A 26478-nucleotide genomic window follows, 5' to 3' on the forward strand; every position below is an offset into this window, starting at 1 on the left:
TTCGTCGGCGTGCTCCGCCTCGATCAGGCCTGGGGTTCGGCTCAGGTCTCGGCCGCCGTGCACGAGCTGAATGCCAACAACGTCCAGAACACCCTCGGCTTCATCCCGGGCGCGGGCCTCGGCACCGCCGCAACGGCGACCACGGGCGGCTCGAACGTGAGCATCCCGCACACCAACACGGCCTACGGCTTCGCCGTGCAGGGCGGCATCAAGGTCAACGCGCCGTTCATCGCTCCGGGCGACGCGCTGTACGTCCAGGCCGCCTACTCCAACGGTGCGCAGATCTACTCGGGCTACTCCTCGTACTCGGGAACCTACGCGCAGAACCCCGCGACCATCCAGGGTCAGAAGTTCTCGCAGTACTTCAGCGACGCGCAGGTGAACCCGTTCACGGGCCAGCTCGAGTTGAACGACAACGTCACGGTGTCGGCGGCCTACCTGCACTACTGGTCGCCGGAGTGGCGCTCGGCCTTCTTCGGCTCCTACGGCGAGCAGAACTTCGCCCGCGGCTCGCGGCTGGCCCAGGGTCAGATCTTCAACATCATCAACCCGAACAACTCGTTCGGTGCCAACGGCGTGGGCACGCCCGGCACGCGCTTCTACGCGCTCAGCCAGGCGCTCCGCGACACCTACCAGTTCGTCGCCGGCGCCAACATCATCTGGTCGCCCGTCAAGGATCTGGATATCGGTCTTGAGGGTCTCTACACGCAGATCGGCGTGAAGAACGGCCGCGTCATCGACGTCGACAAGGATCCGACCGCCTACTCGCGCGTCGCCGCGATCAACGCCGGTGGCCTCGTCCGCACCACGACCTCGGACGGCGTCTCCCAGATCCGTATCCGCGTCCAGCGCGACTTCTGATCCAAATTCCCGGAGCCGGGATCGTCTCCCGGCTTCGGACCCTGTGCACCACGTCTTCCAAGGCCCGGCATTGCGCCGGGCCTTTTTCGTTGCGCGCCCCGGCCCGGTCGAGCTGAGCCCGCGCCTCGCATGCGGGGCCGCGCCGCTGTGATGCGGCACCCGGCAGGCGCCCCGTCGCCGGATCGATCGGGTCCCCTGCCGTCCCGCCCGGCCTCGTCCCCGCCGCGCCCGGCTGCGCGGGGCCGCCGCGCGTCACGGTCCTGGCCAGCCACGCCTTCCGTCCGGCTCCAAACGCCCAGGCCCCGCCCGCTGGCGTCGATTGCCCCGCGGGTGGAAGCCCCTCCGGCTCCCCGAGGTATTCCGCGGGGGATTTTCGACGACTTGAAATCATTCGCCGCGACGATCGAAATCGAGATCTAATTTGTACTATTGACCTGCTTAAATACTCCGAGATTGAAGCGCTTGTATTGCAAATGCACGCCAATACGCAAGATAAACAAGAGAGTTTTGTTGCATAAAGACAACGTGCGGCAACGCTCTTCAATGAAGAAAGAGCAGGACGTTGAGGAATCAGTCCTGAATGGACACGGTGCGATCCGCGAGGCGGATGTCCGAAGGCAAACCTGTCCGGATTTCGACTCGGATCGAACAAAAAACGAATTTTTTGGCGGACTGACACTTCGGTCATGAAGATGATTGTCCGCGTTCGGGTCTCGTGAACTTGGAGATGTCAATGAAGCTCTTGAAGAGCTCACTGCTCGGGTCCGCCGCTGCCTTCGCGGCGGTCGGCGCCGCGCACGCCGCCGACCTGCCGGTCAAGAAGGCGGTTCCGATCGAGTACGTCCGCGTCTGCTCCACCTACGGCGCCGGCTTCTTCTACATTCCCAGCACCGACACCTGCCTGCGCCTCTCCGGCCGCGCCCGGTTCGAGGGCGGCTACCAAGCCAGCTACTCGCGCCAGAACGGCACGGGCAACGGCGACACGTCGGGCTACCAGGGCCGGATGCGCATCAACCTCGATGCCCGCACCCAGACCGGCTACGGCACCCTGCGCGCCTTCGTGCGCCTCGACGCCGGCGCCCGCACGGGCTACGCCGGCATCGGCCAATCCGGCACCCAGCAGCGCATCGGACAGGCCTATCCGGGCCTCGGCATCGACAGCTACGGCCGCGACCAGCAATTCGCCAACGTCGACAAGGCATTCATCCAGTTCGCCGGCCTGACCGCCGGTCGCGCCTCCTCGTTCTTCGATTTCTACGCCCACGACTTCGAGCTGGGGGGCGGCACGCTCGGGTCGGACAGCGCCTCGACCAACCTGCTCGCCTACACGGTGACGGCTGGAAACGGCCTGTCGGCGACGCTCTCGGTCGAGGACCCGGTCTTCCGCCGCACCCCGATCTTCTCCCCGACGGTCAATCCGGCGGGCGTCACGGTCAACACCAACGTCGCGAACTTCGCCCTGTCGAACTCGCCGGTTCCGGTCTTCATCGGGTACACCAACGGCTTCCCGTCACGCTACGGCTTCGTGGACGCGATCCAGCGGGAGCGCCTGCCCGACTTCGTCGGCGCCCTGCGCCTCGACCAGGCCTGGGGCTCCGCCCAGGTGTCGGCCGCCTCGCACGAGCTGAACGTCGGCAACGGCGCCGGGACCGGCAGCGGCTCCAACATTAGCCTGCCGCACACGAACAGCGTGCTGGGCTGGGCCGTTCAGGGCGGCCTGAAGGTCAACACGCCCTTCGTGGCGCCGGGCGATGCCCTCTACCTGCAGGGTGCCTACGGCGAAGGCGCGCAGCTCTACACCGGATACTCGTCCTACACCGGCTCGTACACGCAGAGTACAGCGACCATTCAGGGGCAGAAGTTCGCCCAGTACTTCGCGGATGCCACGATCAACCCGTTCACCGGCCAGCTGCAGACCTCGCAGAGCGTCACCGTGACGGCGGCCTACCTCCACTACTGGTCTCCGGAATGGCGCTCGGCCTTCTTCGGCTCCTACGGCGAGCAGAACTTCGCGCAGGGCGCGCGCCGGGCCCAGGGCGCGATCTTCAGCCTCGTGAACCCGAACGGAGCCAACGCCTTCGGGGCCAACGCCGTGGGCGTGCTTGGCAGCCGGTTCTACCAGCTCAGCCAAGCCCTGCGCGACACCTACCAGTTCGTGGCGGGCGGCAGCGTGATCTGGTCGCCGGTCAAGGACCTCGATATCGGCGTCGAGGCCTTCTACACGCAGATCGGCCTGAAGAGCGGCCGGGCGATCGACACCGACAAGAGCCCCACGGCCTATTCCAACGTCGCCGGCATCAACAACGGCACCTTCGTGCCGCGCACCGCGACCCAGGACTCCGCCTCGATGGTCCGCGTCCGCGTCCAGCGCGATTTCTGATCGGAGCCATCGCCGCGGGGATTCGGGTCTCCGCGCCGGTGCCCGTGCCGCCGTCCTCGCGAGAGGGCGGCTGTCCCGGCCCGGCTCCGCGCCGGGCCTTTTCGTGGGCGGTCGGGTGCGGGGTTCCGGCCTCCTGACCCGAGCCGCCCGTCGGCCTCAGGCCGCGGCCTGCGACGGGGCCGGGGAGGGTCGACCGGTTCGCGGGGGGGCGCCCCGGCATCGGCGGACGGGAGAGCGGGCGGCCCGCGCGTGCGAAGGTGCGAGGGTGGAAGGCGCGTCTTTAATCCGCGTCTTCGGAACAGGTCGCGCGCTTTGTTCCAGAACGCGTTGCCGCCCCTGAGCGGCGCTGATACGCCGAATGTCACTTTTATTCCGCCGGTCATGCGGACCTCGACGGGGCGCGAGCGCGATGGCGTTCCGGAACCCGTAACGGCCCGTGCGCGGTGGGGGGATGTTCGGGGGAACGCATGACCGGCACGGCCACCACAAGCCCCACGCCCGCCACGGCCGAGAGCCGGTCGGCCGAGGGACGCGCGGCCCGGTTCTGGCCCGAGCGCTGGTGGCGCCTCGTCGACACCAAGATCGGCATCATCCCGCTCCCGGTCTACCTCATCCTGGCGATCCTCCTCGCCGTCCTCGTCCAGGAGGGCGAGATCAAGCCCGACGGGCCGACCATGATCGCCGTGCTGGTCATGGGCGGCTTCACCTGCGCGGAGATCGGCAAGCGGATTCCGATCCTGAGGAACATCGGCGCCGGCGCGATCTTCGCGACCTTCATCCCCTCAGCGCTCGTCTACTACGCCCTGGTGCCGCCGCAGATGGTGAAGGCGATCACCGACTTCACCAAGTTCACCAACTTCCTCTACATCTACATCGCCACCATCATCGTCGGCTCGATCCTCGGCATGGATCGCGACGTCCTGATCAAGGGCTTCCTCAAGATCTTCGCGCCGCTGGCGATCGGCTCGGTGGCGGCGGCCCTCGTCGGCACGCTGGTCGGCACGCTGCTGGGCCTCGGCCCCTACAAGACGTTCTTCTTCATCGTCGTGCCGATCATGGCGGGCGGCGTCGGCGAGGGCGCGATCCCGCTCTCCATCGGCTACGCGGCGATCCTGGGGATGCAGCAGGGCGTGGTCTTCGCGCAGGTGCTGCCGCCGGTGATGCTCGGGTCTCTCACCGCGATCATCCTGTCCGGCACGCTCAACTATATCGGGAAGCAATATCCCCACCTCACCGGCGAGGGACGGCTCCAGCCCGATTCGGATGGCATCAAGTCGAGCGACGCGCAGGCCAAGTCCGAGGCGGCGCGGGGCCAGATCGATCCGGCCACGATCGGCGCCGCCGGGCTCACGGCCATCACCCTCTACCTGCTGGGCGTGATGGCCCACCATCTGGTCGGCCTGCCGGCCCCCGTCGCCATGCTGTTCCTGGCGGTCTTCGCCAAGCTCGCCAGCGCCGTCTCGCCCCACCTCCAGGCCGGCGGCTTCGTCGTCTACAAGTTCGTGCAGGTCTCCATGACCTACCCGCTGCTCTTCGCCATCGGCGTGGCGCTCACCCCCTGGCACGAGCTGATGGCCGCCTTCACCCTGGTGAACCTGATCACCATCGTGTCGACCGTGGTGACCCTGATGACCACGGGCTTCTTCGTGGGGCGCTGGCTCGGGATGTACCCGATCGAGACCGCCATCGTGAACGCCTGCCACAGCGGCCAGGGCGGCACCGGCGACGTCGCGATCCTCACGGCGGCCAACCGCATGGCGCTGATGCCCTTCGCGCAGATCGCCACCCGCATCGGCGGCGCGCTGACCGTCACCGGGACCATCATCGCGATGAAATGGATCGGTGCCTGACCGGCACACGGGGAGAATGGCAACATGGCCGGAGATCCGGGTGCCGTCGAGGCGACCCTCAAGTCCAGGATCGGCGCGATCCTCCGCTCGACGAGCGGCAATTTCCTGGAGATGTTCGACTTCTTCCTGTTCGGCTTCTACGCCACCTACATCGCGCGGGCGTTCTTCCCCGCGGGCAACGAGACCACCGAGCTGCTGCTGACCTTCGGCACGTTCTGGCTCGGCGCGCTGATGCGGCCGCTCGGGGCGATCGTGCTCGGCGCCTATATCGACCGGATCGGCCGCCGGAAGGGCCTGATCGTCACCCTGGCGATCATGGCGAGCGGCACGGTGCTGATCGCCTTCTGCCCGAGCTACGGGACCATCGGCATCGCGGCCCCGCTGATCGTGCTGGCGGGCCGCCTGCTCCAGGGCTTCTCGGCCGGCGTCGAGATCGGCGGCGTCTCGATCTATCTGTTCGAGATCGCCACGCCGCAGCGGCGCGGCTTCTACACGTCGTTCCAGTCGGCGAGCCAGCAGGTGGCGATCATGTTCGCCGCCATCATCGGCTACGGGCTGAACGCCTACCTGACCAAGCAGCAGATCGGCGATTTCGGCTGGCGGATCCCGTTCCTCGTCGGCTGCCTGATCGTGCCGTTCATCTTCTTCATCCGGCGCTCGCTGCAGGAGACGCAGGCCTTCGCCAAGCGGACCCACCATCCCGGCACCCGCGAGATCCTGGCGACGGTCGCGGCTAACTGGCGGATCGTGCTGCTCGGCATGATGCTGACCACGATGACGACGGTGACCTTCTACATGATCACCGTCTACACCCCGACCTTCGGCAAGAACGTCCTCAAGCTCACCGAGACCGACAGCCTGATCGTGACGCTGTGCGTCGCCATCACCAACTTCATCTGGCTGCCCGTGGGCGGGGCCATCTCCGACGCGATCGGGCGCAAGCCGGTGCTGCTGACGATCTCGACCCTGTCGCTGCTGACGACCTACCCGGCGCTGCACTGGCTCGTGGCCGACCCGACCTTCGGCAAGATGCTGGCGGTCGAGCTGTGGTTCTCGTTCTTCTTCGGCGTCTACAACGGCGCCATGGTGGTCTCGCTCTCCGAGGTGGTGCCGGCCCACGTGCGCGCGAGCGGCTTCTCCCTGGCCTACAGCCTCGCCACCGCCCTGTTCGGCACCGCGACCCCGATGGTCTCGACCTACCTGATCGATCAGACCGGCGACCGGGCGGCGCCGAGCTACTGGCTGATGGCGGCCGCGGCCTGCGGCATCATCGCGACCCTGGCCCTGTTCCGGGGCGGAGCCGCGCCCGCCCGGGTCGTCGCCCCCGCCTGAGGCGCGATCAGCTCTCCTGCCAGATCCGGATCCGGGCCTTGAAGGCGGCCCGGATATGCGCCCGGGCCGCGGCCTCGGCGCCGTCGCCGTCATGCGCGCGGATCGCCGCCACGATGGCGTCGTGTTCGGCGAGTGACTCCGCGGCGCGGTCGGGGGCCGACAGGGTGGTGGCCCCCGGCAGCAGCACCAGAGAGAGGCGCATCGTCTCCAGCGTGCCCTGGAGGAAGCGGTTGCGCGCCGCGCCGTGGATCTGGCGGTGGAACAGGCGGTTGGTCCGTGCCAGCGCCGACGCGTCGCCCAGGAGCGTCCGGTCGCGGGCGACCATCTCCTCCAGGATCTCCGTCTCGACCGCGCTGGCGTGGATCGCCGCGAGGCGCGCCGCCGTCCCCTCCAGCACCTCGCGCAGATCGTAGAGCTCGCTGACCTGCCCGTAATCGAGCTGCGCCACGCTGGCGCCGCGGTGGGGCTCGTGGGCGACGAGGCCCTGCGCCTCCAGCCGGCCCAAGGCTTCGCGCACCGGTGTGCGGCTGATCTGGAACCGCTCGGCCAAGTCCGCCTCGCGCAGGCGACTGCCCGGCGCGAGTTCGCCCTCCTCGATCGCCCGCAGCAGGCGTTCGTAGGCGCCGGCGCCGCTGGAGCGCTCCGCGTCGCTGGCCTTCATCCCGGCTCTCCTCGCGGTGGCCATAGCGTGAAACCGACCGTTCCGGAACGGTTGCGCAATATTGCATACAGGCGTATACAATCCGGATGCGAAACGGCAGCGAGGGAGAGGCGGCGATGCAGCGTCCGGGCGAAGGGCCGTGGGATGTCGTGGTGGTCGGGTCGGGCAACGCCGCCATGAGCGCGGGCCTCGCCGCCCTGGAGCGCGGCGCGTCGGTGCTGATGATCGAGAAGGCGGAGCGGGATCTGGCCGGCGGCAACACCGCCTACACGGCCGGCGCCATGCGGTTCGTCTACGCGGGCAACGACGACCTGATCCCGCTACTGGTCGACCCCGAGGATCCGCGCCTGCCGCGCACCGATTTCGGCGCCTACACGGCGCAGAAGTTCGAGGAGGACCTCCTCGGCTTCAACGACGGGCGGCCCCTCTCGCGCGAGCAGCGCATCCTGATCGACGAGAGCGGCGCGGCCCTGCGCTGGCTCGCGACCCAGGGGGTGAAGTTCGAGCCGATCTATTCCCGGCAATCCTTCGAGAAGGACGGGCGCTTCGTCTTCTGGGGCGGCCTGACCCTCGCCACCCACGACGAGGGCTTCGGCCTCGCCCGCGCCGAGCTGGAGGCCTTCACCGGCGCCGGCGGCGAGATCCGTTACGGTTGTCCGGCCACCGGGCTGATCGTCGAGGAGGACCGCGTCGTCGGCGTGGAGACGCCGCAGGGCGCGTTCCGCGCCCGGGCCGTGGTGCTGGCCTGCGGAGGCTTCGAGTCGAACGCCGCCCTGCGGACGCGCTTCATCGGCGAAGGCTGGGACAAGGCCCGGGTCCGCGGCACGCCGCACAACCAGGGCGACGGGCTGGAGATGGCCCTGGCGCTGGGCGCGAAGGCGCACGGCTTCTACGGCGGCTGCCACGCGACGCCGATGGACCTGCACACGCCCGATTACGGCAACCTCGACCTGCCCCACGGGGAGCGCAAGCACTACCGGAAGATCTGCTACTTCCTCGGGCTGATGCTGAACGCGAACGGCGCGCGGTTCGTCGACGAGGGCCAGAACTTCCGCAACTACACCTACGCGCAGTTCGGCCGCTCGATCATGGAGCAGCCCGGCCACGTGGCGTGGCAGATCTTCGACGCCAAGGTCGATCACCTGCTCTACAGCGAATACCGCTTCCACGACGCGCATTTCGTGGAGGCCGACACCCTGGACGGCCTCCTCGCTTCGCTCGACGGCCTCGACGCGGCGGCGGCCAAGGACACCATCGCGGCGTTCAACGCCGCCGTGGACCAGGCCGTCCCGTTCGACCCGACCGTGAAGGACGGGCGCGGCACCCGGGGGCTCCCCCTGCCGAAGTCGAACTGGGCGCAGACGATCGATACCGGGCCGTTCAAGGCCTACCCGGTCACGGGCGGCATCACCTTCACGTATGGCGGGGTCGAGGTCGGCGACGACGGCGCCGTGACGCGCGCCGACGGCAGCGCGATCGCCGGGCTCTACGCCTGCGGCGAGATGGTGGGCGGCGTGTTCTTCAACGGTTATCCGGGCGGGTCGGGGCTGACCTCCGGCGTGGTGTTCGGCCGGCGCGCGGGCTACGGCGCCGCGGCCGGGGCGGGCCGCTGAGCGGCGCGGTCGATCGCGGGCGCGCGCCGCCCTGGGCGCCTGGGGGAGGCGAGCCGCCGCCGTCCCGGATGCCGCGGCGGCCCATCGCCCCCTGTCCGTGATCCCGCGGTGGGCGTAGAAGCCCCCCATGCCCGCCCGTCAGGCCGTCTTCACCATCTCCCGCGGCGTCCCGTTCCTGCCGACGCTCGCCGCCGCGCTCCTCTCCGGGCGGCTCGTCGGGCCGGTGGCCGACGACCCGCTGGCGCTCGCCGCGGTCACCATCTACCTGCCGACCCGCCGCGCCGCCCGGGCGCTCGCCGCGATCCTGGCCGACAGCCTCGGCCGGGACGCGCCCGGACAGGCCACGCTTCTCCCCCGGATGATCCCCCTCGGCGAGGCCGACGAGGCGGAGCTCGACCTCGCCGCCGAGCCGCTGCTCGAGGACAACGCCGACCCGCTCAGCGTCCCGATGCCGCCGCTGGAGCGCCGCCTGATCCTCGCCCGCCTCGTCCAGGCCTGGGCCAAGACCGTCGACCGGACCCTGCTGCCGCTGGACGCCGAGGTGCCGTTCCTGGTGCCGTCCTCCCCCGCCGACGCGGTCGGGCTCGCGGGCGATCTCGAGCGGTTGATGGACGCCCTCACGGTCGAGGGCCTGCCCTGGTCGGAGATCGGCGCCGCCGTCGAGGCCGAGTATTCCCGCTACTTCGGCCTGACCCTCGACTTCGTGAAGATCGCCGCGGAGAACTGGCCCAAGCTGCTGGCCGAGCGGGGCCTCGCCGATCCCGTCGCCCGCGCCCGCGGCCTCCTCCTCGCCGAGGAGCGGCGCCTGTCGCGCAGCGCCACGCCGGATCCCGTGATCGTCGCGGGCTCCCTCGGCTCCGTTCCCGCCACCGCCCGCCTGATCGCCGCCGTGGCGAAGCTGCCGCGGGGCGCCGTGGTGCTGCCGGGCCTCGACCTCGACCTCGACGCCGCCGGCTGGGACGGCATCGACACCGGCGAGGGCTTCTCCCGCGTGATCGCCCACGGCCATCCGCAGGCGGTGCTGCACCGGTTGCTCGGGCCGGAGAACCTGAACCTCGACCGCGCGGCGATCGTCGCCCTCGACGAGCCCGATCCCGGCCAGGCGGCCCGGGCAGCGCTGCTGTCGCAGGCCCTCCGACCGGCCGACACCACCGACGCCTGGGCTGCCCTGGACCCGGAGGCGCGCGACGCCACCGCGCGCCACGGCCTCGACGGGGTGGCGCTCGCCGAGGCCGCCGACGAGCGCGAGGAGGCGCTGGTGGCGGCGGTGGCGCTGCGCGAAGCGCTCCAGACGCCCGGCGCCACCGCGGCCCTGGTCACGCCCGACCGCGGACTCGCCGGCCGGGTCGCCGTCGAACTGCTGCGCTGGGGCATCGTGGCGGAGGATTCCGCAGGGCTGGCGCTCGCCGGCAGCCCGGCCGGCCGGCTGGCGCGGCTCGCGGCCGAACTCGCCGCCGACCTCGCCCGCGATCAGGCGGACGCGATCCCGGCCCGGCTGATCGCCCTGCTCGCGCACCCGATGGTGCGTCTCGGCCTGCCGCGCGCCGACGTGGTGCGCGGGGCCGCGGCCCTGGAGATCGGCCTGCTGCGCGGTCCGGTCCCGGCCGCGGGCTTCGGCGGCCTGCGCGATGCCCTCGCGGCCGAGCGCGCCGGCCCACCCGAGCACCGGCCCCGGGCCAAACGCCGCCTGAAGGACATCGACTGGGAGCTGGCCGTCGACCTGCTCGACCGGCTGGACCTCGTGTTCCGGGACTTCCCAGGTCCGGACGGCGCCGGGGATTGCGACCTCGTCACCACGGCCGCGCGTCACCGGGAGGCCTGCGACCGGCTGATCGCCGGGCCGGAGGACGCCCCCGAGGAGAACATGGACGGGTCCCTGTCCTGCCTCGACGCCCTGTTCGACGACCTGGAGATGGCCGAGCCCGGCCTGATGCCGGGGCGGTTCGACGATTACGCTACCTTCTTCACGGCGCTCGCCCGCGAGCGAACGGTCGCCTGCACGGGCGAGGCGCCGCATCCGCGGCTGCGGATCCTCGGCCTGCTGGAGGCGCGCCTCCTGTCGGTGGACCGGGTGGTGCTCGGCGGCCTGGACGAGGGCGTCTGGCCGGTGCGCACGCTGACCGACGCGTTCCTCAACCGGCCGATGCGTGAGCGGGTCGGCCTCAACCCGCCAGAGCGCCGCATCGGCCAGATGGCCCACGACTTCGTGCAGGCGCTCGGCTGCCGGGACGCGGTGATCACCCGCGCGCTGAAACGCGAGGGCGCGCCGACCGTGCCGTCACGCCTGATCCAGCGCCTGCGCGCGCTCTCGGGCGACACCCGGTGGGAGGCCGTGCTGGAGGCGGGGCGCCGCTTCACCGACTGCGCGGCCCGGCTCGACGCGGCCCCGCCGCAGCCTCGGCTGAAGCGCCCCGCGCCGAAGCCGGATCCGGCCCTGTTCCCGCGCTCGCTCAGCGTCACCGAGATCGAGACGCTGGTGCGCGACCCCTACAGCATCTTCGCCCGCCACGTGCTCGGGCTCGATCCCCTCGACCCCCTGGCGGCCGCGCCGGGCGTCGCCACCCGCGGCTCGCTGGTGCATGACGTCTTCGCGGAATTCGCCGGCCGCCATTCCGGGGGCCTGCCGCGGGATCCGGCGGAGCGGCTGCTCAACCTCGCGGTGAACGCCTTCGCCGATATCGAGGCCAAGTATCCGAACCTCTACGCCGAGTGGTGGCCGCGCTACGAGCGCATGGCCTCGTCCTATCTCGATTGGGAGGCGCAGCGCCGGCCCGGCCTGACCCGGGTGTTTCCCGAGGTCTCCGGGCGCTGGGTGATCCCGATGGGGCGGGAGACCTTCACGCTGCGCGCGCGGGCCGACCGGATCGAGATGCGCCCCGACGGCACCGCCTGCATCGTCGACTACAAGACCGGCGCGCCGCCCTCGGGGAAGATGATCTTCTCCGGCTTCTCACCGCAGCTCACCCTGGAGGCGGCGATGCTGATGCACGGCGCCTTCGCGGATCTGCCGGCCGTGACGGCGACGCCGGACCTGCTCTACGTCCACGCCTCGGGCGGCCGGAAGCCGTTCCTGCCGATCCCCGTGAAGCCGCCCCGGGGTGAGGCGCGCGACGTCCCGACGATCGTGGCCGAGCACGCCCAGCGCCTGCGGGGACTGGTCGCCCGGTTCATGACCGGCGAGGCGGCCTACACGGCCCGGCCCTACCCGCAATTCGCGAGCAAGTACGGGGCCTACGATCACCTCGCCCGGGTGCTCGAATGGTCGTTGGCCGGGGAGGAGGGCGGGGAGTAACCGTCCTCCTTGCTGCGATATATCCCGCCCGCGCCCGCATTCTGAGGTGAGGAGCGCAGCGGAGGCCTCGAAGGAGGCTTCCAGATGCCGCTGCGATCCCTGGAGCCCGCCTTCGAGGCGGCCTCGCCGCGCCTCAGGATAAGGGCGCAGGTGGGAGGCGGCTGCTAGATCTCAGAAGAACGCCTGCAGCCCCGTCTGCGCCCGGCCCAGGATCAGGGCGTGGACGTCGTGGGTGCCCTCGTAGGTGTTCACCGTCTCGAGGTTCTGGGCGTGGCGCATCACGTGGTACTCGCCCATGATACCGTTGCCGCCGTGCATGTCCCGGGCGGTGCGGGCGATATCCAGCGCCTTGCCGCAATTGTTGCGCTTGATCAGCGAGATCATCTCGGGCGCCATCTTGCCCTCGTCCATCAGCCGCCCGACCCGGAGTGAGGCCTGGAGACCGAGGGTGATCTCGGTCTGCATGTCGGCGAGCTTCTTCTGGACGAGCTGCGTCTGGGCGAGCGGCCGGCCGAACTGCTTGCGCTCCAGCGTGTAGCGGCGGGCGCGGTGCCAGCAATCCTCGGCGGCGCCCATGGCGCCCCACGAGATGCCGTAGCGCGCCCGGTTGAGGCAGCCGAACGGCCCCTTGAGCCCGGAGACGTTCGGCAGCAGCGCGTCCTCGCCGACCTCGACCCCCTCCATGACGATCTCGCCGGTGGTGGAGGCGCGCAGCGACAGCTTGCCCTTGAGGGTCGGCGCGGACAGGCCCTTCATGCCCTTCTCGAGCACGAAGCCGCGGATCGCGCCCTCGTGGGCGTCCGACTTCGCCCAGACCACGAACACGTCCGCGAAGGGGGCGTTCGAGATCCACATCTTGGCGCCGGAGATGCGGTAGCCGCCGTCGATCTTCTCGGCCTTGGTCTTCATGCCGGCCGGGTCCGAGCCGGCATCCGGCTCGGTGAGGCCGAAGCAGCCGATCCACTCGCCCGAGGCGAGCTTCGGCAGGAATTTCTTGCGCTGCTCCTCCGAGCCGTAGGCGTGGATCGGGTACATCACCAGGGAGGATTGCACGCTCATCATCGAGCGGTAGCCGGAATCCACCGCCTCGACGGCGCGCGCCACCAGCCCGTAGGCGACGTAGGAGGCGCCGGCGCAGCCGTACTCCTCGGGCAGGGTCACGCCGAGGAGACCGAGCTCGCCCATCTTCCGGAACAGGCCCGGATCGGTCTTCTCGTCGGCGTAGGCCTCGACGATCCCGGGCAGGAGCTGCTCCTGCGCGAAGCTCTGGGCGACGTCGCGGATCGCCCGCTCGTCCTCGGTGAGCTGGTCCTCCAGGAGGAACGGGTCATCCCAGACGAAGCTCGGGGAGGCCGGGGCCGACGGGGAGGCGCTGCCCGGGGGGCGCATCGGGGCGTTCATGGGGATTCCTCGCCTGAGAGGGGTGCGTTGGGCTTCGAGAGCCGGTGCTTGTGCCTACCCTAGACCCGCGGGGCGCGGCGTCCAACGCTCCGGGTGACGCGGAGGGCCGGGCGTCATGCCCGCCCGAGGAGCATGAGCCACGCCACGGTCGTGACCGGCGCCAGCAGCGTCGAGACCAGCACCGAAGCCGCGACCATGCCGGTCTCCGTCCGGTAGCGCGCGGCCAGCAGGTAGGCGTTGATCCCGACCGGCATGGCGGCGAACAGGGTCGCGACCCCCGCGTAGGCCGGCGGCATCGAGAACACGTGGAAGGCCAGGATCCACACGGCCAGCGGGTGCAGGAGGTTCTTCAGGAGCGCGATCACCAGCGCGCCCTTGAGGTCGAACAGCACCCGGTAGCGCTTCAGGCCGGCACCCAGCGCCACCAGCGCGCAGGTCGAGGCCGTGCCCGCGAAGGCGTCGATCAGCGATCGCGCGATGCCGGCCGGGGCGAGACCGAGACCCTTCATGGCCATGCCGATCAGCAGCGCCAGGAAGATCGGGTTCCGCAGGAGTACGAGGACGAGCCCGCGGATCCGCGCCAGGACCGGCAGGCCGGAATCGGATTCGATCAGGAAGGTGGCGCTGCCCATCATCAGCGGCAGATGCACGGCGAGCAGCATGAACAGCGGGAAGGCGCCGGCCTCGCCGTAGGCCTGGAGGATCATGGGGACGCCGACGAACACGGTGTTCGACTGGCTGGCCGCGAATCCGTGCAGGATGGCGCCCCGCCGCTCGATCCCGGCCCGCCGGCGGGCGATCAGCGTGCCGACGAACCACGAGATGCCGGCACCGCCGAAATACGCGACCCAGTAGGACCACGCCACGGTCCCGTTCATCCCGGGCTTCGTCAGCGTCGCGATGATCAGCGCCGGGACGGCGACCGCGAAGACGTATTCCGACAGGCCGTCGCTCACCTTGTCGGAGAGCAGCCCCGCGAGCGCCGCGCCCCAGCCGATCAGGACGATCCCGAAGATCGGAGCGATGATGGCGAGGGCGTTCACGGTTCCGGTCGGCATGCGGGGCGGGAGGCCCGCCCATAGCACGCACCGGAACCCTCCGGCGCCGGCGCCGGGAGAATGGGTCGCCGGCGCGCCGCGTCGCTTACTTCTTGTCCAGCACCTTCATCGGGTCGACCCGCTGGCTCGCGGGCGGCTCCTTGGTCAGGTTGGTGCCGCTCTCGCGCTGCGCCTTCACGTCCTGCGGGGAACCCGGGCCGCCCACCGCCCGGCCGCCCGCGTCGCTCTGCGTCGGCACCGTGCCGGAGGCGAGTTCGAGGCACGTCACCATCTCGACGTAGGACGGATAGCCCCCCGCCTTGAACTGGTCCTGGCACTGCCGCTTGGCCGCGGGCGAATAGGTGGCCCAGTGGCGCTCGGCCTCCTTCCTGGCCTCCCGCTCGGAGCGGAGGCAGCCGTCGTAGTTGGCCTGATCGCTGATGCTGGTGTTGGCCACCTGGGACGACCGGCAGGTCTTCTCGACGTCGAGGGTCGGCACGGCGTCGGCCCGGGCGGCCGGCGCCAGAATGAGGAGCGCGAGACAGCCGGGGACCATCGCGCGGAAACGAGTCGTCATGTCGTAGGGCTCGCGATCTGTGGCGCTCTGCGCCGACGGAAGTGCCGGCACAACGCGCCAGAACCGGGTTCGGCACCACGGGGTTTTCGCGGTTCAGCCGCCATGCGCGCCGCGCAGCGCCCGATCGAGGTCCTCGTACAGGTCGTCCGTGTCCTCGATGCCGGTGGACAGCCGCAGCAGATCCGGCGGGCAGGGGCTGCCCGGACCTTCCACCGAGGCGCGGTGCTCGATCAGGCTCTCGACGCCGCCGAGCGACGTCGCCCGCTTCCACAGCCGCACCCGCGCCGCGGTGGCGATGGCGCCGGCCTCGCCGCCGGCGACCCGGATCGACAGCATGAAGCCGAACCCGTCCCGCATCTGCCGGCGGGCGACCGCGTGTCCGGGATCGTCGGGCAGCCCCGGATAGAGGACGCGGGCGACGTTCGGATGCCCGCTCAGGCGCTCGGCGAGCCGCAGGGCACCGGCCGCCTGCGCGGCCGCGCGCAGGTGCAGGGTCCGGAGCGAGCGCATCAGCAGGTAGGCCTCGAACGGCCCGAGGATGCCGCCGCTGCCCGCCCGGATGCTCCGGATCCGCTCCCAGAACGCGTCCGTCCGCGCGCCCGCCAGCACGCCCGCCACCACGTCGGAATGGCCGTTGAGGATCTTGGTGGCCGAGTGCATCACGATGTCGGCGCCGCATTCCAGGGGGCGCGTGTGGACCGGCGAGGCGGCGGTCGAATCGACGGTGAGGCGCGCGCCCGCCGCGTGGGCGATCCCGGCCGCGGCGGCGATGTCGGTGATCGTCCAGAGCGGGTTGCCGGGGGTCTCGATCCAGACGAGCTTGGTCCGGCCGGGCTCGATGGCGGCCCGCAGGGCGTCCAGGTCGTCCGTGTCCACGAAGGTGAGCGCGAGGCCGCGCCGGGGTGCCTCCTCGCGCAGCCAGCGCTTCAGCGCCCAGTACATGACGGTGCCGGCCACCACGTGGTCGCCGGGCTCCAGGGCGCCGAACACCGCCGTCGCCGCCGCCATCCCGGAGCCGAACAGCAGGGCTCCGGCCCCGGCGCCCTCCAGCATCGCCAGGACGGATTCGGCCTCGCGCACCGTGGCGTTGTCGGGCCGCGCGTAGCTGTAGCCGGAGCTGTAGCCGTTGTCGGGATCGCGGATGAAGGTGGTGGAAACGTGCAGCGGCATCACCACCGCCCGGGTCTCGGGCTCGATCCGGCCCATCGCCTGGGCGGCGCGGCTGCGCCGGGTGAAGTCCGGCGCGGCGTCGCCCTGGCTATCCGTCGGCCCCTGCGGCGCGTTAGGCTGTGACATCTGGCGATTCTCGGCGGATGGAGACGGGCGCGTGCCACGGCACGGGGGGCCCGGCAAGCCGCGCGCCCCCGGCCCCATTCTAAAGCCGCGCCCCGTGGAGACGAACGACCATGATTGCCGCCACACGCGTCCCCGAGGGGATGCCCCTGCCGCGCTGGCTGCGCCTCGCCGCCGCGATCCTGCCGGTGGCGGCCACCGCGGTCGTCGGCTCGGTGGCGACCCAGGCCGAGATCCCGGGCTGGTACGCGAGCCTGAACAAGCCGGTCTTCAACCCGCCGAACTGGGTGTTCCCGGTCGCCTGGACGCTCCTCTACACGATGATCGCGGTGGCGCTCTGGCGGCTCCTCGGCGCCAGGCCGGGCACCGGACCGGGCCGCCAGGTCTGGTGGCTCGCCCTGGCCGCCTTCCTCGTGCAGCTCATCCTCAACGCCGCCTGGACGCCGGTCTTCTTCACGGCCCACGCCATCGGCGCGGGGCTGATCGTCGTGGCGATGCTGCTGGTGATGGTGCTCTGGACGATCCGCCTGACCTGGCGGTTCGACCGGACTGCGGCCTGGCTCCTCGTGCCCTACGCCGCCTGGGTCGCCTTCGCGACGCTCCTCAACGCCGCGATCCTGCGGATGAACTGAGCCCGCATCGAGCCCGCATCCCGGCGTCAGGACTCGCCGGCCGCCTTCTCCTCGCCGGCCGGTCGGCCGTCGTCGCGGGCGCGGTGGAGGAGGAAGATCGCGAAGACCATGGTGACGATCAGGCCCGCCAGCACCCCGAGCTCGATCATCGAGGCGTTGAACAGGGCCTGCTTCTCGGGCGACCAGTCCTTGGCGTGGGTGATCTCCGAGGATTGCAGGGTGATCACCAGCACCCGCCGGATCGACGCGATCAGGCCGACGATCAGGAACGGCTCGCAGGTCAGCGTCCCCGACCGCATCGACACCCGCACCGTGTGCAGGATCTCGATCAGCATCAGCAGGAACAGCAGCCGGTCGATCACCTCCAGGATCTGCGCGGCGCCCCCGAGCGCCCGCATGGCCTCCCAGGTCAGCCCCGCGGCATCGACCAGCGCGATGAAGGCGGTGAGCGCCAGCAGGAGGCCGAGGGCCGCGTAGATCGCGTGCTCGGTGTGCAGGAAGATCGCGCTGGCGATCTTCGTCAAGCGTCCCTGTTCTTCTGATATGTCCGACATCATTCCCCCCTGGAACAGGCCGAGACGATCAGCTTCGAGCGCGCGCGTCCAGTCCGGCCGTCCGTTCGGACGATCGATCGCGATGGATCGTGGCGTTAGGCCGCTGCCCCGGAAGATCGGCCCTCAGTGGAAGAACGGCAGGGCGTGCGGCGCGAGGTAGCCGAAGCCGAGGAGCGCCGCGCCGGCGAGCCCGAGGAAGCCCCCCGCGAAGACCAGCATGGCGATGCCGGTGATCACCTCCGCGGAGGCGAGCACGATCCCGATCTGGAAGGCTGCCGAGGCCAGCTCGTAATGGTGGTAGCGCAGGAGTGCGAGGTCGCGCCGCTCCTCCGACGCCCGCGCCTTCGCGGTCAGCTCCTTGCGGCCCTCGCCGGTGGCGGGCTCCGACTCCCACCGGGCCAGGGTCTTGGTCCACTCGGCGCGCTTGGCCGCGATCGCGTCCTGATTGGGCCCGGGGGGGAGGAGCGCCAGGGCCTCGTCGGCGGTCTTGAGCACCGTCGAGCGGATGGTGCGCGCCTGGAAGTAGGCCCACTGGTTCGCGGCCTCGACATTGGCGCCGATCGAGTCCGTCTGGGACGCCTTGCCCAGCGTCTCGCTGAAGGCGAGGAACAACGCCAGCACCGAGATCAGCAGCGCGACGCGCTTGTTCGATCCTTCGACAGCCCCGTGACCACCCGACATCGTTCCGCAAATCCCCTGTGATTCGATGCGGCCGAGTCACAGCCCATCGCGGCGCCGCGCGCAATGCGCGAGCCGCCCTCCCTGCCTATTCGGCGGCGATCCGCGGCGCCGACGGGCGGCCGTCATTGGCGGGATGGGCCGGATCGAACGCGACCTCGTCCTGCGGGTCGTCGCGCTCGCCGACGAAGCGGCCCAGCAGGCGCCCCAGCACGCGCGACAGGTCGTCCATCAGGACGAAGATCGCCGGCACGAACACCAGCGACAGCACGGTCGAGACGATCAGGCCGCCGATCACCGCCACCGCCATGGGCGCGCGGAACTCGCCGCCGATCCCCAGCGCCATCGCGGACGGCACCATGCCGGCCGCCATGGCGATGGTCGTCATCACGATCGGCCGGGCGCGCTTGCGGCCCGCATCGACGATGGCGGTGTTGCGGTCCACGCCGGCGTGGATCTGCTCGACGGCGAAGTCCACCAGCATGATGGCGTTCTTGGTGACCACGCCCATCAGCATCAGGATGCCGATGACCACCGGCATCGAGATCGGCATGTGGCAGATCAGGAGCGCCAGGATCGCGCCGCCGATCGAGAGCGGCAGCGAGAACAGGATGGTCAGCGGCTGCAGGAAGTTGCCGAACAGCAGGATCAGCACGCCGAACACCATCATCAGGCCGGCGCCCATGGCCAGCGCGAAGCCCTCGAACACCTCGCCCATCACCTCGGCGTCGCCGGTCTGGCTGATCGTCACCCCGGGCGGCAGGTTCTTGGCGGTCGGCAGGTTCATGACCTTCGAGATCAGCTCGGCCAGGGCGTCCGTGCCCTGCATGTCGCCCTCGAGGGCGACGCGCACGGCGCGGTCGTAGCGGTCGATGCCGGTCGGCCCCTGGCCGAGGCTGATATCGGCCACCGTCGCGAGGGGCACGGCGGCCCCGCCCTTCACCGGCACCTTCAGGGTCTCCAGTTCGGAGAGCCGGCCGCGCAGGCTCTCGGGGAGCTGCACGCGGATCGGCACCTGCCGGTCCGCCGCGTTGAACTTGGCGAGGTTCATGCCGATGTCGCCGATGGTACCGACCCGAACCGTCTCCGCGATGGTGTCGGTGGAGACGCCGAGATCGGCCGCCACGCCTGGCTTCGGCCGGATCCGGACCTCCGTGCGGTCGAGGGGCGCGGTCGACATGACGTTGACGAGGTGCGGGACCTGCTGGGCCTCGCGCTGGAGCTTGGCCGCGGTCTCCGCCACGACGGCCTTGTCGGGGCCGGCGATGATCAGCGCGAGGTCGCGCTGGCCGCCCTCGCGCAGGGCCCAGAAGCGCAGGTCGGGCTCCTCCCTCAGGATCGCGGCGACCTCCGCGTCGACCTGCTTCTGGGTCTTGTCGCGGGTGTTCTTCGGGGTGAGATTGATGGTGAGGCTGGCGAGCCGCACCTCCTTCTTGGCCGGCAGCTGGCGGCCGCCGTCCACGAACACGCTCTTCACCTCGGGGAGCGCGCGGATCTTGCCGACGATCCGGTCCGCGACCCGGACCGTGTCGGGCAGGCGGGCGCCGGGCGGCAGCTCGACAACGAACAGCGTGCGGGCCTGATCCTCCGCCGGCAGGAAGCCCGCGGGCAGCAGGCCCGTGGAGGCGATGGACGCGGCGAAGCACGCGATGCCGAGCACCAGTGTGATGAACTTGTGCCGCACCGACCACGCCACCAGCCGGGTGTAGCCGCGCATCACGACGCCGTCGCGCTCGTGGTCCGGCCCGTGGTCGCGCAGAAAATAGGCGGCGAGCAGCGGCGTGATCAGCCGCGCCACCAGCAGCGACATGAACACCGCCGCCGCGATGGTCAGGCCGAACTGCTTGAAGTACTGGCCCGCGATCCCGCCCATGAACGACACGGGCGAGAAGATCGCGATGATCGTCGCCGTGATCGCGATGACCGCGAGCCCGATCTCGTCGGCGGCCTCCAGGGAGGCGCGGTAGGGCGACTTCCCCATCCGCATGTGGCGGACGATGTTCTCGATCTCCACGATCGCGTCGTCGACGAGGATGCCGGTGACCAGCGTGATCGCCAGCAGGCTGACCGCATTGAGCGAGAAGCCCAGCGCGCTCATCACCCAGAAGGTCGGCAGCACCGAGAGAGGCAGCGCCACGGCGGCGATCAGGGTCGCCCGCCAGTCGCGCAGGAACAGCAGCACCACAACCACGGCGAGGGCCGCGCCCTCGATCAGGCCCATCATGGCCGAGTGGTAGTTGCCGATGGTGTTGTCGACGCTGGTGTCGATCAGGTCGAACCGCACGTTGGGGTTCGCCGCGTGGAGCGCCGCGATCTTCTTGGCGACCCCGACCGAGACGTCGGCGTCGCTCGCGCCGCTGGCGCGGGAGATCGCGAAGGCCACCACCGGCTCGCCGTTGAAGCGCGCGAAGGTGCGGGGCTCCTCGGCGGTGTCCGAGAGGGTCGCCAGCTCGTCGAGGCGGACCTTGCGGTTGCCCGGTACGACGATGGAGGTCTTGGCCAGCGTGTCGAGGCTCGCCGAGGCGGCGAGCGCCCGGATCGACTGCTCCTGGCCGCCGACCTCGGCCCGCCCGCCGGCCATGTCGGCCGAGGTCAGGCGCAACTGCCGGTTCACGTCCGCGGCGGTGATGCCGAGGGCCAGCAGCCGGTCGGGCTTCAGGGTGACGCGGATCTCGCGGGCGACGCCGCCGAGGCGCTCGACGCCGCCGACCCCCTTCACGCTCTGCAGGCCGCGCGCGACCACGTCGTCCACGAACCACGACAGGTCCTCCGGCATCATGGCGGGCGCGGAGGCGCCGTAGACCATGATCGGCAGGCCGGCGATCTCGACGCGGGAGACGATCGGCTCGTCGATGGTGCGCGGCAGGTTCTGCCGGATCTTGGCGATGGCGTCCTTGACGTCGTTGGTCGCCCGATCCTGGTTCACCTCCAGGCGGAACTCGATCGTGGTGGTGGAGGTGCCCTCCGTGATGGTCGACAGGATGTGCTTGACGCCCTTCACCCCGGCCACCGAATCCTCGACCCACTTCGTGACCTGGGTCTGCAATTCGGAGGGGGCCGCCCCCGACTGGGTGATCGTCACCGAGACGATCGGGATGTCGATGTTCGGGAACCGGGTGATCGGCAGGGCGCGGAAGCTCACCAGCCCCAGGATCATCAGGACCAGGAACAGGACCACTGAGGGGAGCGGCTTGCGGATCGCCCAGGCGGAGACGTTGAGGCGCATGCTTCTGTCCTACCGCGGGGCCGCGTCGGCCATGGGCGCCGCCATCGGCGTATCGGTCGACGGTACGGCACGCACCCGGTCGCCGTCGCGCAGGAAGCTGCCGGCGCGGGCCACGATGCTCTCGCCGGCGGCGACGCCCGAGCGGATCTCCGTGTAGCCCTCCGAGGAGAGGCCCGTGGTGACCGGCCGCGCCTCGACGCGCCCGTCCTTCGCCACCAGCACGCTGGCCCGGCCGTCCGCCGCGTAGAGCAGGCTGGATACCGGGACCGCGACGCCCGTGCGGCGGGCCACCTCCACGTTGCCGCGGGCGAAGGCGCCGATGCGCAGGGCCGGATCCTCCCCGAGCCGGATCCGGACCTTGCCCAGCCGCGTCGCGCGGTCGACCTCGGGATAGACGCGGCGCACCTTGCCGGTGAGGCGGCGGCCATCGTCGAGATCGAGGCTCGCCGGGTTGCCGACCTGAAGGCGCGCCAGCGACGTCTCGGGCACCTCACCCTCCAGTTCGATCTCGCCCCGGGCGATCAGGCGGAACAGCGGCTCGCCCACGGCGGTGGCGGTGGCGCCGATCCGGGCGGTGCGGCGGTTGATGATGCCGGCTTCCGGTGCGCGGATGTCGGCCCGGGCGCGCCGGAGGGCGATCTCGGATCCCGAGGCCCGCGCGGTCGCGAGGTCGGCCTGGGCGGATTGCAGCCCGCCCTTGGCGGCGGCGACGCGCCCCTCGGCCCCCTGCGCCGCAGAGACGCGCTGTTCCAGCACGGCCGCGGTGGCGTTGCCGGTCTTGGCGAGGGCCTGGGCCCGCTCCAGCGCCTGCTTGGCCTCCACGTTGGCGGCCTCCGCCTGGACGATCTGACTCCGCGCCTGGACGATGGCGGCCTCGGCCCGGGCGACCGCCGCGGCGTTCGAGGCCTCCTGGGTGGCGATCATCTCCAGCGACAGCCTAGCGAGCACCTGGCCCTTCGTGACGCGATCCCCCTCCTCGACCAGAAGGTCGGTGATGCGCAGGCCCTCGACCTCGGGGGAGACGAGGATCTCGTCGCGGGGCACCAGCGTCCCGGTGACGACGGCGCGCTCGACGATCTCGCGGCTCTCCGCCGGGACCACGGTGACCGCAGGCGCGATGGCGGCGGCATCGGGGACGGCGGCGGTCTCGACGGCGCGGACCGGCGCCGCGGCGAGCATCGCGAGCCCGCACAGGAGACCCAGGCGGGGCGCGCGCCAGCGGACGTACTTCACGACGGGAGCCTCACATGCGGTACGTGACTGGTATCGCCTCTCCCTCGCTGTGCAGGCCGGCGTTTTCATGGCGAGTTATCCTGAACACCCGCCAGCATAGCGCCGTCGGCGCGCGCCGTCCGCCGGACCTCGCGCCGCAGGTGAGGGCGCGACGCGGATCGTAGCAGTTTAGCTTTTTCAGGCTGCAACCGCGCTCCAATAGAGACGTTAACGGGACGATAGTCTTCTCGCGCCCGGGAAAGAATCGATGAGCATCTTTCAGATCAAGCAGACGAAGAGCGGCGCCGTGCTCTGGACCGGCGCGGCCGACAACGAGCAGACGGCCCTCGACGCCATGGCGCGCGAGGCCGGCTACCGCGACTTCTCGGCGCTGCCGGACGCCATCCGGGCCGACGGGATCGAGGCCGCGAAGCTCGACCTGAACGCCTGATCGGTTCGGCGGCCGGCCGCGCGGAACCGGTCGGGATCTCCGTCCGCGACGGGCGTTCCCGTCACCCGCAGTCGCGCTGCCCGATGAGCGCCTCGATGGTCGCCGCGCAGTCCCGCACGGCGTCCGGCCGGTGCAGCGCGCCGATCACGGCGGGGTCGAGGGCGAGCCCCGCCCGCACCAGCGCCGGCCAGGCGGCAGCCGGCGGCCAGCCCTCGTGCACGATCGCGGCGCCAAGCCGTGCCAGCGCTTCGGCCTTCTCGGTCTGCTCGCCATAGGCCCGCTCCTCCGGCAGGCAGATGAACCGCTTGGCTTGCCCGGCGGCCAGCGCCACGACGCCGTCGCCGCCGCCGCCGATCAGCAGCGACGCCCGGGCGACCCGCGCCTCGACGTCGGAGACCCAGCCGTGCAGGTGCAGGTTGTCCGGCGTCGCGCCGGAACCCGAGACCGGCCCCAGGACGTGCCATGGCCGGTCCGGCACGGACCGGGCCGCCGCCGCGAGGTCCGCGACGTGCCCCCCCGCGCCGCCGCGGCCGAACACCACGACGATGTCGCGGCTCGCCTCGGGCGGGGCCTGTGCCGCCGCCCCGAGGAAGCCCGCATAGACCGTCTTGGCCCGGACCCAGTCCGGCACCCCCGCGCCGTCGAGGGCTGCCGGGAAGGGGGCGAGGATCCGCGCGGCGCTCCGGAAGGCTTCGAGATGCGGCTGGTCGGTCCGGGTGCCGGCGAGCCGCACCACCACGGTCGGCACCGACAGGAGGCGCGCGAACAGCGCCACCTCCACCGAGACATCCACCACGATGAGGGCCGGTTCCGTCCGCGCCACCCAGTCGGCGATGCGCGCCATCCGGGTTCGCACGCCGGGATGGTTCAGGGGCGCGTAGTGCAGGGCTTCCGGCCGCCCGGCCGCGCCGTCCAGGCCGTCGAACGCGGCCAAGCCGTCCAGCGGGCGGTCGTCCGGCAGGTTGAGGATGTCGAGCCCGGCGGTGTCGAACCCGGTGAGCGTGCCGAGGATCGTGCAGGGCCGGGGCAGGGCGGACGCGACGATGCGGGCGCGCTGGAGGTGGCCTGCGCCCTGATGATGGACGTACCAGCCGATCCCGCGGGTCACGCGGCGTCCCGCAGGGCGAAGGCCAGTGCGTCGAGGTCGGCGAGCGCCTGATCGAGGGGGCATTCCGGCGCCGGCGGGCTTCGCGACTCGAGGATGCGGTCGGCCCGCTCCACGAAGGCGATGTCGTTGGGGCAGGCACCGACGGCGGCGAGATCGTCCGCGCCGAGCCCGAGTCGCGCGCAGGCGGCGGTGCGGGCCGCGGGGGCGAGGTGGAACGCCCGGCGCAGGGCCGCCCGCCGCAGGATCAGGGCCTGCCAATGGGCCGCCTCGGGCAGGAGATAGGCTTCGCCGTCGCGGACGCGGACGCGGCGGGCCATCTCGGTGGCCATGCCGCCGGAGACCCGGCCCTGATGGCGCGCCGAGACCATCACCTGCACGTCCGGGCAATGGCGCAGGCGGGCGCCCTGGGCCCGCAGCAGCCCGACCAGCGCGTTGTCCTCCCCGCAGGGCAGCGGCGGCAGGCCGCCCACCGCCCGGTAGAGCGCGGCCGGCACGGCGAGGCTCGCCCCGGTGTGGTCGCCGTGCCGGGGGGCGGGATCGTGCGGCGGTGGATCGAGGATGTCCTCCAGGCGCCGGACGCCGGACCAGTAGCGCTCGATGCGCCCGTGCAGGGCCGCGAGCTCGGGATCCGTCGCGCCCTCGTCGTCGATCACGAGCCGGCCGCCGACCACGTCGGCGGAGCGCAGGGCGCGCCGATTGGCGGTGACCCAGTCGGCCGGCAGGCGGGCATCGGCGTCCGTGGTGAGCAGGATCCCGTCCGGTCCCGCCTCGGCGGCGAGCCAGTCGGCGCCGGCATCGAGGGCCATGCGCCGCGCGGTGCCGACATGGGCCTCCGGGCCGGCGAGCGTCACGTCGATGAGGCGGAGCGCCAGGGCCGCGAGGATGCCCGAAGCCTCCACGTCCCGGACCGCCGCGACGGTCCCGTCCGTGCAGTTGTTGGCGAGCACCACGACGCGCAGCGGCGCCCGGGCCGAGATGCCGTCCTGCGCGGCCAGCGAGGCGAGCAGGCGCGGCAGCCGCTCCGCCTCGTTCCGGGCGGGGATGCAGACCACGCAAGGGCGGGCCGCCGGGATGTCGGCATCGGTGGTCATGTCGGGTCTCCCGAGGCACCGTCAGGTTCGGTGAAGGAGAGGGGCGCCCGTTCGGGAAGGGCGCGGATGTCCGGTCTCAGCCCCGTCCGCCGGCGACGCGCAGCGTCGGCTGCGCCCGCTCGGCGCACCGCGCCATCACGGCATCGTAGGCGTCCAGGTAGCGTTCGGTCATGGCCGTGGCGTCGTAGAGCGCCTCGGCCCGGTCGCGGCAGGCCCGGCGCGACAGGCCGGCGGCTTCTCGGATAGCCACCGCCAGGTCCTGCGGATCGTCCGGACGACCGAGCCGGCCGCAGGAGGCGTCGAGGATGTCGGGCATGGCGCCCCGGCGGAAGGCGGCGACCGGCGTGCCGCAGGCCAGCGCCTCCGCCACGACGAGGCCGAAGGGTTCCTCCCAGCGCGGCGAGACGATCGCCACGCGGGCGCGCCCGAGATGGTGCGCCAGGTCCCGGTGCGAGAGGTGGCCGAGATGGGTCAGGTCCGGCCCGAGCCGCGGGGCGATCTCGGCGTCCCAGTAGGCTGGATTGAGCCGGGGGCCCGCGAAGGTCAGGGGCAGCCCGGCCGCGCGCGCCGCGTCGATGGCGAGGTGCAGTCCCTTCTCGGGCACGATCCGGCCGGACCAGAACGCGTAGGCCGGGGCATCGGCCCGCTCGGAGAACGCGAAGGTCGAGAGGTCGACGCCGTTATCGACCACCTGCGCGCCGGGAACGATCTCCGCCCATTCCTGGGCCAGGGACGCGGACACGGCCAGGAAGGCCATGTCGGGATCGGCCTCCACGACGCCGCCGACGAGGGATTCGAAGGGCGGCGTGTGCAGCACCGTGATCCAGGGCAGGCCGAGCCGGCCGCTCTCGCGCAGCGGCAGCGCGTGCAGGGCGTTGTTGTGGACGAGATCGAAGCCGCCGGAAGCGACCATCTCCATCATCCGCCGGTAGGCATCCGCCTCCGCGCGGTCGATCGCCTCCTCGCGCTCCGGATCCAGCAGCGCATCGCCGGTGGGGTCGCACAGCATCACGGGATCGAGCGCCGGATCCGAGCCGCGGCTGGCGAACAGCGTCACGTCGTGCCCGCGCCGCTTCAACGCGACGGTGAGGAGATGCGTGTGCATCTCCAGGCCGCCGGCGTAGGGCTGGCCGATCGGGTACTTCAGATGTGCGAGGACAGCGATCTTCACGCGCGCACCGAATCCGGTTGGGTGGGGATTTCTGCCGCCCGCTGCGATCCGAAAGGAC

The 26478-nt window shown here is 71.3% G+C and carries 20 protein-coding genes; 8 read left to right on the forward strand and 12 right to left on the reverse strand.

What is annotated here, in order from left to right:
* From MFF58_RS16500 to MFF58_RS16515, 4 genes are all read left to right on the forward strand, one after another.
* Positions 1-861 (forward strand): porin (locus MFF58_RS16500; RefSeq protein ID WP_238289836.1); only part of this gene is annotated, 861 nt, incomplete at its 5' end.
* Positions 862-1594: 733 nt separating this feature from the next.
* Positions 1595-3241, forward strand: coding sequence for a porin (locus MFF58_RS16505; RefSeq protein ID WP_238289837.1), 1647 nt, complete (start codon positions 1595-1597; stop codon positions 3239-3241).
* A 467-nt stretch (positions 3242-3708) separates the two neighbouring features.
* Positions 3709-5091 carry a 2-hydroxycarboxylate transporter family protein gene (locus MFF58_RS16510; protein WP_238289838.1) on the forward strand — a complete coding sequence of 461 codons (1383 nt, stop codon included), beginning with the start codon at positions 3709-3711 and terminating at the stop codon, positions 5089-5091.
* Positions 5092-5115: 24 nt separating this feature from the next.
* Complete coding sequence (locus tag MFF58_RS16515; RefSeq protein ID WP_238289839.1) at positions 5116-6423, forward strand: MFS transporter; 1308 nt, start codon at positions 5116-5118, stop codon at positions 6421-6423.
* A gap of 7 nt (positions 6424-6430) precedes the next feature.
* On the opposite strand, the gene MFF58_RS16520 is transcribed toward MFF58_RS16515, so the two are convergent.
* Positions 6431-7084 (reverse strand): GntR family transcriptional regulator, encoded by a 654-nt coding sequence (locus tag MFF58_RS16520; protein ID WP_238289841.1) that lies wholly within the window; start codon positions 7082-7084, stop codon positions 6431-6433.
* 116 nt (positions 7085-7200) lie between these two features.
* On the opposite strand from MFF58_RS16520, the gene tcuA reads away from it, so the two are divergent.
* On the forward strand, positions 7201-8697 hold the full coding sequence (tcuA, locus tag MFF58_RS16525) for an FAD-dependent tricarballylate dehydrogenase TcuA (RefSeq protein WP_238289842.1): 1497 nt from the start codon (positions 7201-7203) through the stop codon (positions 8695-8697).
* Between the two features lie 127 nt (positions 8698-8824).
* Positions 8825-11989 (forward strand): double-strand break repair protein AddB, encoded by a 3165-nt coding sequence (addB, locus tag MFF58_RS16530; protein ID WP_238289843.1) that lies wholly within the window; start codon positions 8825-8827, stop codon positions 11987-11989.
* A gap of 171 nt (positions 11990-12160) precedes the next feature.
* Here the strand turns inward: addB and MFF58_RS16535 are convergent, their stop codons facing one another.
* The 4 genes from MFF58_RS16535 to MFF58_RS16550 form a co-directional block, all read right to left on the reverse strand.
* Positions 12161-13390 (reverse strand): acyl-CoA dehydrogenase, encoded by a 1230-nt coding sequence (locus tag MFF58_RS16535; protein WP_238289844.1) that lies wholly within the window; start codon positions 13388-13390, stop codon positions 12161-12163.
* A gap of 113 nt (positions 13391-13503) precedes the next feature.
* The gene (locus MFF58_RS16540) at positions 13504-14433 is read right to left on the reverse strand and encodes an AEC family transporter (RefSeq protein WP_238289937.1); all 930 of its coding nucleotides are present in this window, start codon (positions 14431-14433) and stop codon (positions 13504-13506) included.
* A gap of 100 nt (positions 14434-14533) precedes the next feature.
* Positions 14534-15004, reverse strand: coding sequence for a hypothetical protein (locus MFF58_RS16545; RefSeq protein WP_238289845.1), 471 nt, complete (start codon positions 15002-15004; stop codon positions 14534-14536).
* A 93-nt stretch (positions 15005-15097) separates the two neighbouring features.
* A complete protein-coding gene (locus MFF58_RS16550; RefSeq protein WP_238289846.1) occupies positions 15098-16300 on the reverse strand; it encodes a trans-sulfuration enzyme family protein in 1203 nt (400 codons plus the stop codon).
* Positions 16301-16410: 110 nt separating this feature from the next.
* Here MFF58_RS16550 and MFF58_RS16555 point away from each other — a divergent pair, with 110 nt between their 5' ends.
* Positions 16411-16929: a TspO/MBR family protein gene (locus MFF58_RS16555; protein ID WP_238289847.1), complete on the forward strand. Its 519-nt coding sequence runs from the start codon at positions 16411-16413 to the stop codon at positions 16927-16929.
* Positions 16930-16955: 26 nt separating this feature from the next.
* Here MFF58_RS16555 and MFF58_RS16560 read toward each other — a convergent pair whose 3' ends face one another.
* The 4 genes from MFF58_RS16560 to MFF58_RS16575 form a co-directional block, all read right to left on the reverse strand.
* Positions 16956-17483, reverse strand: a complete 528-nt coding sequence (locus tag MFF58_RS16560; protein WP_238289849.1) for a phosphate-starvation-inducible PsiE family protein — start codon at positions 17481-17483, stop codon at positions 16956-16958.
* Between the two features lie 123 nt (positions 17484-17606).
* Positions 17607-18164 (reverse strand): DUF4337 domain-containing protein, encoded by a 558-nt coding sequence (locus tag MFF58_RS16565; protein ID WP_238289850.1) that lies wholly within the window; start codon positions 18162-18164, stop codon positions 17607-17609.
* Between the two features lie 85 nt (positions 18165-18249).
* Positions 18250-21387 carry an efflux RND transporter permease subunit gene (locus MFF58_RS16570; RefSeq protein WP_238289851.1) on the reverse strand — a complete coding sequence of 1046 codons (3138 nt, stop codon included), beginning with the start codon at positions 21385-21387 and terminating at the stop codon, positions 18250-18252.
* 9 nt (positions 21388-21396) lie between these two features.
* Positions 21397-22566 carry an efflux RND transporter periplasmic adaptor subunit gene (locus tag MFF58_RS16575; protein WP_238289938.1) on the reverse strand — a complete coding sequence of 390 codons (1170 nt, stop codon included), beginning with the start codon at positions 22564-22566 and terminating at the stop codon, positions 21397-21399.
* Positions 22567-22867: 301 nt separating this feature from the next.
* On the opposite strand from MFF58_RS16575, the gene MFF58_RS16580 reads away from it, so the two are divergent.
* Positions 22868-23050: a hypothetical protein gene (locus MFF58_RS16580; protein ID WP_238289852.1), complete on the forward strand. Its 183-nt coding sequence runs from the start codon at positions 22868-22870 to the stop codon at positions 23048-23050.
* 61 nt (positions 23051-23111) lie between these two features.
* Here MFF58_RS16580 and MFF58_RS16585 read toward each other — a convergent pair whose 3' ends face one another.
* The 3 genes from MFF58_RS16585 to MFF58_RS16595 all read right to left on the reverse strand — a co-directional run bounded on the left by MFF58_RS16585 (position 23112) and on the right by MFF58_RS16595 (position 26420).
* Positions 23112-24158, reverse strand: a complete 1047-nt coding sequence (locus MFF58_RS16585; RefSeq protein ID WP_238289853.1) for a glycosyltransferase — start codon at positions 24156-24158, stop codon at positions 23112-23114.
* Complete coding sequence (locus MFF58_RS16590) at positions 24155-25249, reverse strand: glycosyltransferase family 2 protein (protein ID WP_238289854.1); 1095 nt, start codon at positions 25247-25249, stop codon at positions 24155-24157. Before MFF58_RS16590 ends, MFF58_RS16585 begins: the two co-directional genes overlap by 4 nt.
* Positions 25250-25325: 76 nt before the next feature.
* A complete protein-coding gene (locus MFF58_RS16595) occupies positions 25326-26420 on the reverse strand; it encodes a glycosyltransferase family 4 protein (RefSeq protein WP_238289855.1) in 1095 nt (364 codons plus the stop codon).
* Positions 26421-26478: the final 58 nt, after the last annotated feature.

This window comes from Methylobacterium longum, from assembly GCF_022179385.1.
In the GTDB taxonomy this organism is placed as follows: domain Bacteria; phylum Pseudomonadota; class Alphaproteobacteria; order Rhizobiales; family Beijerinckiaceae; genus Methylobacterium; species Methylobacterium longum.